Consider the following 6,428-nt stretch of genomic DNA (forward strand, 5'->3'; position numbering starts at 1 on the left):
TTTAAACCAGAATTATTTAATTATTAATTATTAATAATTAATAATTGGGTAAATTTTTCACCTACCTACTTAGCATTCTTTTTTATAGTTGCTATAATCTAGTTGTTTTAAACTCTACCTTTTTTTATCAAAATTTGAGATTACACTGTATAATAATTCAGCTATTACCGTTCAGTATTTCCGTTTTTCATGCTGCACAAACAGCTTTTTTTGAAGACTGAATGCTTACCTCAATCTTACCTGCAATATCTAAAATTGGATGGAAATCAAGGTTATTTTGAACAGTCATAGTAAGATAAAGAGTATTTTCATCCCTACCCTTACAACTAAAATTTATTATCCTCAGCACAAGACTTACTGCTATACTAAACAAGACTTATTTCTTCCTTCTTGCTTTGCTTGATAAACTCCTTTATCTGCTCGTAATATCATATCATCTAAACTCTGATCTTTGATAGAATATGAAGTAACTCCAATACTAATGCTTAACCGGAGATTTCCCTTGTCAGTTTTAATAATATTACTAGCTACCATTTGTCTAATTCGTTCTGCTAATGTAAGTGCCTGCTCTCCATAAGTTTCTGGCAAAATAGCCAGAAATTCCTCTCCACCATATCGACCTAAAAAATCAACATTGCGAATGGTATTTTTAATACTTTTAACTACTGTACATAAAGCTTGATCTCCCATTTGATGACCGTAGTTATCGTTAACTTTCTTGAAGTTATCTAAATCCATTAATAAAATAGAAAAAGGCGGACCATATCTACTAACACGATTAAATTCTTGATGAGCAAAATCAAACAAACTACGACGATTTAATACTCCTGTAAGCGGGTCAGTATTGGCGAGTTTTTTAACTTCGGCTAAAGCATTTTGTAACTCTATTTGTGTAGATTTTAATTCGTCAATTGTATGTTTAAGGAGTAAATGATTCCGAATTCTAGCAAAAAGTTCTGCTGTTTTAAATGGTTTATTAATATAATCAACTGCCCCCAAGTCAAAAGCATTTATCATGTGTTCTTGTTCATTACTTGCAGTCAGAAAAATAATCGGAATATCAGCATATTCTGGGTCACTCTTTAACCGCTTACATACTTCTAATCCATCCATTTCAGGCATCATTAAATCTAGCAAAATCAAATCTGGTTTTGAAGTTTTAATCCTTTCTATAGCTTGATGACCACCCTTGGCAAAAGTCAGACTATAACCTATAGGTTCTAAGATTACTCTTAACAATTTCAGATTAGTAGAAATATCATCAACTGCAAGAATATAAAAATTTTCAGGTTTAAATGGTTCTTTTGTCAGCATACTCTTAACCTAATAATGATTATGGACTTATCTTATCTGAGAGAAAATACAGGAATTTGTTATAGCATTTTTTAAAATATTTTTTCCATCATCTACAGCTTTTTATACTACTTAAATAGCCTTAGTTAATCAAAATGAAATTTGTAGGAGCAATTTCCCGTGGTTACCCTAATCAGGGTAAACTTGAGATAAATCATCATCTCAATTACCAATGCTAGTTAAATAATACCAATTTCAGAAAATAATATTATATCCGGAAAAGAGGGACTATACAGTAGGAATCAAGGAGAAATAATTGATTATTTCTGTAGGATAATTGATTTTATTTTTTATTATTGGAGATGTCTAATAGTGAAGGCAATAGTGTATCCGTACCGGTTTGCGAACATTCCTACTATGCAGCATTAGATCATCTATTTTAAAGCATCACATATTATAGTAAACTGGTCAATAGTTTCAGGGATTGTATCCCAGTCAAAATCATCAATTTGTTGAGTTAGTTTCTGAGTATATTCTCCTAATAATTGACACTGATGCTCTTCTGCCCAAACATTCAAACGGGCGACAAATTTTTCCAACTCACTTATAGCTAAGGTTTGCCGCAACTTGAGCCAATTACTTTCTGCTTCCTGATTCAGCTTATCTAGTAGTTCATCTAATCGTATTGGTTGCCTAGAAATAACCTTTGTTTGGGTAAAATTATCTAATTCTGCTATCTCAAGCTTAGGTGTAGTAGCAGCAGAAATAATCGGAAATATTTTCTTCATTTCTGCCACCAGTTGAGTACAACTGACAGGTTTCCGGAGAAACCCTTCACACAAAAACTTCAAGTCATACTCATCTTCAACTTTTGATGAAGCAGTCAGCATCACGATCGCTATGTGTTTTGTTTGTTCATCTTGCTTTAGGAATAAAGCTGTATCTCTACCATCCATACAAGGCATCCGCAAGTCAAGAAAAATCAGATCGGGGAGTTGTACTTTGGCAATCTGGATTGCTTCTTGCCCATCGCCAGCAAAAAATAGTTGGTGAGATGTTTGATAAAAATATCCAGCAATTAAATCCCTATTGAAAGCTATATCATCAACCACAAGAATTTTTAAAGGGGGAAATTGTTGCAAATTGTTATCCTCTTTTGCTAATTAGTTAGATTCTACAGGGATCTGTGTAATGTTTACTCTGGGAAAACTGAGGATAAATTTACTACCCTTTTCTAATTGACTTTCTAGCTTAATTGTACCCCCTAGAATATTTACAAGACGACGAGTAATTGTTAAACCTAACCCTGTACCTCCATATTTGCGACTGGTTGTACTGTCACTTTGAGTAAAAGCATCAAAAATCTGCTGTTGTTTTTCTGGCGCAATACCAATTCCTGTGTCTTCTACAGAGATTTCTAAACCAATTTGATTGCTTTGAATATTATCAACCTCGTATGAATTTACAGAAACCTTAATATATCCGCTCTGAGTAAATTTAATAGCATTTCCGATTATATTGAACAGGATTTGTTGCAGTCGTACTCGATCAAATAAAATTGTATTAGGTAAAGTAGGGGAAATTTCTATGTAGTAATTTAGTCCTTGATTGGTAGATTTCGCCATAAATATTTGTTTGATTTCCTGAACTATGGAAGTGATATCAATAGCTTCATAATTAAGCTGTAGTTTTCCAGCATCAATTTTGGAAAAATCTAGAATGTCATCGATCAGAGCCATTAGAGTTTTACCAGTTGCCAATACTGAAGCTAAATAAGATTTGCCTACAGGATCGGTAACAAAAGATTGTAGCAACTCAGAAAAACCCAATACTCCATTCATCGGAGTGCGAATTTCATGGCTCATATTTGCCAGAAACTCACTCTTAGCTTTGTTAGCTGCTTCAGCTTGTCGCTTTGCTTCTAGGAGGGCAGTATTTTTTTCAGCTAATTCATTTCTGCGTTCAACTTCTTGCTTCAGTAGATTAGCTTGGGCAATGGCAATACCAACTTGAGCTACAACTGCTTCAAGTAGTTGAATTTCACTATTTGTCCATTCTCTGTAGCTATCGCACTGATGTAGTGCTATTATTCCGTTAATCTGACCTTGATAAAAAGTACCCACTGCTAACATCGATTTAAGTTGAATTTGACGGCAAAGGGGTGCTATTGGTTGTAGTAGGGAATCGGCATAAACATCATTGGATGCGATTGCAGTTTCCTGACTCAGCAACTGTTTTACATGGGGGTTTCCTGCTATTGGTATTTCTATATCTAAAATTGATTCTACTTCTCCGATCAGGTGTTCTGCTACGGACGGTATTTTAGGCACAGAGTCGTTGATATAAAAATGAATCAAACAACGATTTGCTTGGAAAGTTTGCCCCACTTGCTCGACAGTAATTTGAAAAATCTTTTCTGTATCTAAACTACTACGAATCTGATCAGTAATACGTTTGAGCAAAAGACTTTGTTCAAGCTGTTGTCGCAAAGTTTCCTCTGCAAGTTTCCATTTGGTAATATCTTCTGCAATACCGGTAAAGCGGATAACTCTTTGGGTGTCATTGAATAGGGGAAATGATCTGACTTGAATCCAACGAATTTCTTCATCTTCACGAAGGATACGAAAGGTTTTTTCAAAAGGTTTTTGGGTCTCTATATGAATATTGAAAGCTGCTACCAAAGTTGGAATGTCATCGGGATAAATAGACGATAACCACGACTCAGAATTTTCATATATACTAGCGCAACTTCTACCTGAAATTTCTTCATAAGCGGGTGAGATATATAATACTTCTCCTTGCTCAGACAAAACAAAAAATACCTGGTGAATATTTTCTGCTAATTGCCGAAATTTGGCTTCACTTTCACACAACGCATTTTCAAAATTTTTTCGCTCTGTGATATCAATAGCACAAGCAAGCAATAATTTATCTTGATTTGTATCTCCTGCTTGGATCAATGTTCGATTTAAGATAATATAGTATGTTTTTCCTGATGGATCATGAAAGGTTTCTTCTTTTACCAAAGGTTGGCCTGTTTTTAATACTTTTAGATCGTCAGACTTAAACTGCATACAGTGTTGACCAAATAAATCCTCATATTTAACTTCTGACAAAGATTTTCCTTCTAAACCAAAACCTACCATTGCTGCATGATTCAAAAAGTGAAATTCGAGCCGCTCTTCTTCCCCATAGCTTTTGAGAAATATTGGTATTGGTAAGCCATCTAAAATATCTGCTAGCATTTGTTTTTGTTGAGCAAGTTTCTTGTTAATTTCTAGGAGGTTTTGAGTAAAAATCTTTAGTTCTGCTTCTTGTTTTTGTAGGGTTTTTGTTATCTTTTGGCGAGTAGTAATATCAAATACTGTTCCGAATACCTTGATAACATTTCCTGCCCAATCCTTAATTCCTTCCCCTCGTAATTCTATATATCTAGTAATACCATCAGTTCTAGAAATTTTTAAGTCAATTTTATAGGAAGTACCATAAGCTATTGCTTCCTCAAAACACTGTTGTAGTGGTACCCTATCTTCTGGAGCTATATACTGGAAATATTCAGTATAGGTAGGTTCTAAATTTGCTGGATCGAAGCCAAAAATCTCGAATAATTCTTCTGACCAGCTAATTTTTTTAGTAGCAACATCTAGCTGCCAACTACCAATATGAGAAATTCTTTGAATCTCGGCTAGTGCTTCTCGACTTTCTCTGAGTAGGGTTTCTTCCTGGCTGCGCTCAGTAATATTACGAAGTACCACTAATACCTCATCCTCTGTGAGAGGAACTATGCGAGCTTCCTCAAATTTCTCTTTCCCATTGTGGGTAATAGCATATTCTAATGTTTGTAATTTTTGAGTTGCTAAAGCTTGTTGAGCTAGTCGAGTTAGCTGTTGCAATATTGGAGCGGTAAATAAATCTATTAAGTTTTCTGTGTTAGTTTTTTTCTCTGAAGTCAGTACTCGAAACATTTTTTGATTAATCAGCTCAATTTTTGTACCATCCTGTTTTATCCGAATCATTGTATCTGGTATGGTTTCAACTAGAGCGCGAATTGTTTGTTCTTTCTCACGCAGCAATGCTTCTGCTTGTTTGCGATCGCTAATGTCTCGATGTATTCCTGCCATTCTCAGCGGGTTACCTTGGCTATCTCTAGCTACAACTTTGCCATAGTTTGCGATCCACTTCCATGTCCCTAATTTTGTCCGTAGCTGATAATCAAACTTATAGGGAATAGAATCATCTTTGAGATGAGCATTGAGAGTTTCCATTACAATTAGTTTTTCTTTTGGATGAATCAAGCTTTCCCAAGTTTCTACCTTTGGTGGCAATTCATCTGCTTCGTAACCTAGCATTTTCATCCAGCAAGGACTGAAATATACCTCATTTTTAGTTAAATCCCAATCCCAAAAACCATCCCCATAACTTTCAACCACCAGTTGTAGTCGTTCTTGATTTTGTTGTTGGATCAGTTGAGCTAGTTTTTGAGAGTTAATATTCTTAACTGCCAATAGTAAATATTTGGGAGAACCGTCTGGGTGTCGAATTATCGAACCTATTTCTTGAGCCCAAACCAAAGTTCTATTTTGATGAATATATTGTTTTTCGAGGGAAAAGTAGGATATTTCCTGAGAAATAAGTTGCTGAATTAGAATTGATGCTGATTCTAGGTTCTTAGGTTGTGTTACCTGGTGATAATTTAGGTTTAACAATTCTGCTTCAGAATATCCCAGAAATTTACATAAAATCTGATTTACTTGTAAAAATTCTCCTGTGAGTGAGCAAATAGCAATTCCTTCTGTAGTATTTTCAAATATTTTTTGGAAAGATTCTTGGCTTTCTTGCCGGGCGATTTCTGCTTCCTGAAAATCTGTTTGGTCTCGAAGATTAGCAATAATTCCAGCAATCTTGCCATTTTCATCACAATAAGGTGCATAAGTACGAATTATATATTTTTTATCAATCAGATTTAAGTCTATCCACCCCTGAACTTCTACAGTTTCCCCTGCTAAACATCTTTCAAATGGTTGTTGAAAAAAAAATTCAAATGTTTCTTCTCCCAAAACTTCTTTGATATTTTTCCCAATTATATCATGTTCGGATGATCACTTATAATAAAACCAGAATCATTACAGTAGAGA

General features: G+C 34.7%; 3 protein-coding genes. All 3 read right to left on the reverse strand.

Annotation, left to right across the window (positions count from 1 at the left end; genetic code table 11):
- Positions 1 to 360: 360 nt before the first annotated feature.
- A complete protein-coding gene (locus ACP6PL_RS16395) occupies positions 361 to 1,314 on the reverse strand; it encodes a diguanylate cyclase (protein WP_426546332.1) in 954 nt (317 codons plus the stop codon).
- Positions 1,315 to 1,727: 413 nt separating this feature from the next.
- A complete protein-coding gene (locus ACP6PL_RS16400; RefSeq protein ID WP_426546333.1) occupies positions 1,728 to 2,435 on the reverse strand; it encodes a response regulator in 708 nt (235 codons plus the stop codon).
- Between the two features lie 21 nt (positions 2,436 to 2,456).
- Positions 2,457 to 6,350, reverse strand: coding sequence for a PAS domain-containing sensor histidine kinase (locus ACP6PL_RS16405; protein ID WP_426546334.1), 3,894 nt, complete (start codon positions 6,348 to 6,350; stop codon positions 2,457 to 2,459).
- Between the last annotated feature and the right edge of the window lie 78 nt (positions 6,351 to 6,428).

This window comes from Dapis purpurea BLCC-M126, from assembly GCF_050015975.1.
GTDB lineage: Bacteria > Cyanobacteriota > Cyanobacteriia > Cyanobacteriales > Microcoleaceae > Trichodesmium.